This is a genomic window from Gilliamella sp. Fer4-1 (assembly GCF_001690515.1).
GTDB classification, from domain to species: domain Bacteria; phylum Pseudomonadota; class Gammaproteobacteria; order Enterobacterales; family Orbaceae; genus Gilliamella; species Gilliamella apicola_C.
The window spans coordinates 1-3,718 of sequence record NZ_LZGZ01000299.1; the positions used below are offsets into that span (position 1 = coordinate 1).

The 3,718-nt window shown below is 34.3% G+C and carries 3 protein-coding genes and 1 tRNA gene; 1 reads left to right on the forward strand and 3 read right to left on the reverse strand.

The window, feature by feature from the left end:
- Nucleotides 1–410 precede the first annotated feature (410 nt).
- The 3 genes from groL to A9G30_RS10290 all read right to left on the reverse strand — a co-directional run bounded on the left by groL (nt 411) and on the right by A9G30_RS10290 (nt 2,979).
- A complete protein-coding gene (gene groL, locus A9G30_RS10280; protein WP_065568239.1) occupies nt 411–2,057 on the reverse strand; it encodes a chaperonin GroEL in 1,647 nt (548 codons plus the stop codon).
- A gap of 46 nt (nt 2,058–2,103) precedes the next feature.
- Nucleotides 2,104–2,397, reverse strand: coding sequence for a co-chaperone GroES (locus A9G30_RS10285; RefSeq protein ID WP_034915350.1), 294 nt, complete (start codon nt 2,395–2,397; stop codon nt 2,104–2,106).
- Between the two features lie 147 nt (nt 2,398–2,544).
- On the reverse strand, nt 2,545–2,979 hold the full coding sequence (locus A9G30_RS10290) for an FxsA family protein (RefSeq protein WP_065588899.1): 435 nt from the start codon (nt 2,977–2,979) through the stop codon (nt 2,545–2,547).
- 159 nt (nt 2,980–3,138) lie between these two features.
- On the opposite strand from A9G30_RS10290, the gene A9G30_RS10295 reads away from it, so the two are divergent.
- Nucleotides 3,139–3,214, forward strand: a tRNA-Phe gene (locus A9G30_RS10295).
- Nucleotides 3,215–3,718: the final 504 nt, after the last annotated feature.

The window sequence follows — 3,718 nt, forward strand, 5'->3', positions numbered from 1 at the left end:
GGTACTAGTTACTTTTCTCTTAGAAGATACACTCATTGTTTTTTTCCTTATTATTTAGCTATTTTAAATCCTATTTCAAATGAAAAGGAGAAAGTTTGGAATAATTAATTTACTCCTATAGAAAAGACAAATGCCATCTTTTCATCATGTTATTATCTATTTAACAGTTTATTTTGACAAGTAAAACTGCTATTGATAATAAAAAAGGAAAATGAGCAACACATATAATTTAAGCCATTTACTGACATATGAAAGTATTATCAAGCTTTATATTTAACTTTAATCAATTTAACGGCATATTTTTAATTTGTTTTATTTGGTACAAATAAGGAAAGAAATTAATAAGAAAAAACCACTCGCATGAACGAGTGGTTTATATTGATAAGTTTAAGGAGTAGCAACAGATGAGATTACATCATTCCGCCCATACCACCCATGCCGCCCATACCACCAGCAGCACCTAAATCAGCTTTATCATCTTTAGGTAAATCAGTAACCATACATTCAGTAGTAATCATAAGACCGGCAACAGACGCTGCGTATTGTAATGCACTACGAGTTACTTTAGTTGGATCTAAGATGCCCATTGCAATCATATCACCATACTCTTCAGTTGAAGCATTGTAACCATAGTTACCTTTGCCACCTTTAACCGCATTAACCACAACTGATGCTTCTTCACCACAGTTAGTCACGATTTGACGTAATGGCGCTTCCATTGCACGAAGAGCCACTTTTATACCTACGTTTTGATCTTCGTTAGCACCTTTAAGTTCTAAAATCGCTGATGCAGCACGAACAAGAGCAACACCACCACCAGCAACAACACCTTCTTCAACTGCTGCACGAGTAGCGTGTAACGCATCTTCTACACGCGCTTTCTTCTCTTTCATTTCAACTTCAGTTGCTGCACCAACTTTAATTACGGCAACACCGCCAGCTAATTTAGCAACGCGTTCTTGAAGTTTTTCTTTATCATAATCAGAAGTTGATTCTTCGATTTGTTTACGAATTTGTTCAACACGCGCTTTAATTAAAGACTCTTCACCAACGCCATCAATAATGGTTGTATTGTCTTTATTGATAACAACGCGTTTAGCTTGACCTAAATCTTCAAGTGTTGTTTTTTCAAGCTCTAAACCAATTTCTTCTGAAATTACAGTACCAGCAGTTAAGATTGCAATATCTTGTAACATAGCTTTACGACGATCACCAAAACCAGGTGCTTTAACAGCTGCAACTTTAACAATACCGCGCATAGTATTTACAACTAAAGTCGCTAATGCTTCGCCTTCAACATCTTCCGCAATAATTAATAATGATTTACCTGCTTTAGCGACCGCTTCAAGCACTGGCAATAATTCACGAATATTAGAGATTTTTTTATCAGCTAATAAAATATATGGGCTATCTAATTCAACTGTTGCTGTTTCAGGTTTGTTAATGAAGTATGGTGATAAGTAACCACGATCAAATTGCATACCTTCAACAACATCAAGCTCATCTTGTAAACCTGTACCATCTTCAACAGTAATAACACCTTCTTTGCCTACTTTTTCCATTGCTTGAGCAATTAAAGTACCAACGGTTTCATCAGAGTTAGCTGAAATGGTACCAACTTGTGCAATTGCTCTAGAGTCAGCACAAGGAGAAGATAATTTTTTAAGTTCTTCAACAGCTGCAACAACGGCTTTATCAATACCGCGTTTTAAATCCATTGGATTCATACCAGCAGCAACAGCTTTTAAACCTTCATTAACAATTGCTTGAGCAAGTACAGTAGCAGTGGTTGTACCGTCACCCGCTGCATCGTTTGCTTTTGAAGCCACTTCTTTAACCATTTGTGCACCCATATTTTCGAATTTATCTTCTAATTCGATTTCACGAGCAACAGAAACCCCATCTTTAGTAATAGTTGGTGCGCCAAATGATTTATCTAATACTACATTACGCCCTTTTGGACCTAAAGTTACTTTAACTGCATCGGCTAATACATTAACACCTTGAAGCATTTTGATGCGAGCATCGTTACCAAATTTTACATCTTTAGCTGCCATCTTCGTATTTCTCCTAAATTCTGTCTATAGTTTAATTATTTGCCAGTTATGCTTGAACAATGGCTAAAATATCGCTTTCTGATAAGATAAGCACTTCTTCGTTATCGATTTTTTCTGTTTTAACGCCATATCCTTCGTTAAAAATTACGATATCTCCCACTTTCACATCTAATGGCTGTACTTGACCATTTTCTAAAATGCGACCATTACCAACAGCTAAAACCTCACCTCGTGTTGATTTACCAGCAGCTGAACCTGTTAACACGATACCACCCGCTGATTTTGATTCTACTTCTTTGCGTTTAATGATCACGCGATCATGCAATGGACGAATTTTCATTAGTTATCTCCTAACACTAATTTTAATTAAAACAATTATTATCAATAAATCATGCAATTATGATTTTCAAATGTAGTGCAAACTATATGGGGGCAATTTCAAATTCTTCAAGGGAAGAAAACTAAAAAAAGTCTAATTGATTATTTATTAATCATCTTTACGTTTGAATTCACCTTCAATAATATCACTGTCTTGATAATGTGTTTGCGATGATGAAAATTGAAATCTCATCGGTATTTTTCGAACTATAAATTCTACAATATAATCTTGAACACGGGGAATTAATAAAATTGCGCCAACAATATCAGTTAAGAAACCAGGAATAAGTAAGAAAAAACCAGAAAAAAGCAAAGATACACTTTTTATAATTTCAGCTTTAGCACTTTGATTATTGGCGATTTTTTGTTGCATAATACTTAGATTTTTCAAGCCTTGTGTTTTAACTAATGAAAAACCAAGAATTGACGTTGCAATAATACAGATTAATGCAAGTAAAACACCAATTGAATTTGCAACAGCTATAAAAACACTGATTTCAAAATAAACATAAATAAAAAAGAGAATAAAACCAACAAATCGCATATAACAATTCCTATAAGCACAAAGGGATAATATTAGAAATTAGCTATTAACATGAAGATGATTAGCTAATTTTCAACCAAGTAATAAATATTTTTTAAAAAATTTTACAAAAGGGATTGACTGGCAATTACAAATCGTGTTTAATGTGCATCCATTGTTGCCCGGATAGCTCAGTCGGTAGAGCAGGGGATTGAAAATCCCCGTGTCCGTGGTTCGATTCCGCGTCCGGGCACCAATCACCAAATTCTAAGACCTGCTTCTAGCAGGTTTTTTTATGTCTAAAGCCTTTTCAGATAAGGCTTGCAATGAGTTTTTCTTGTCAACCGAGTTCAACTGAAATCACCCCAAATCAAGTACAATTTCGGATACAAACCCGGATACATTTGGTTCGATAATGGCGTGTATCCATAAAATGGCCTTGAGGCCTTTGTTTGCAAGGCTTAAGAGAAATCACTTGGATTTGATTTATTTTGAACTAATTTGTAACAATTATTTATTAACATTTCTAACAAAAGCTGTTTGCACAAGGCTTCCTCTAAGTTTTACTACTCAACCAAACTCAATTGAAGTTACCCTAAATCAAGTGCAATTTCGGATACAAACCCTATTTTTGCCAAATAAAACAAATTAAAAATACGCCGTTAAATTGATTAAAGTTAAATATGAAGCTTAGATAATACTTTCATATATCAGTAAATGGTTTAAATTATATGTGTTACTCATTTTCTTTTTTTATTAT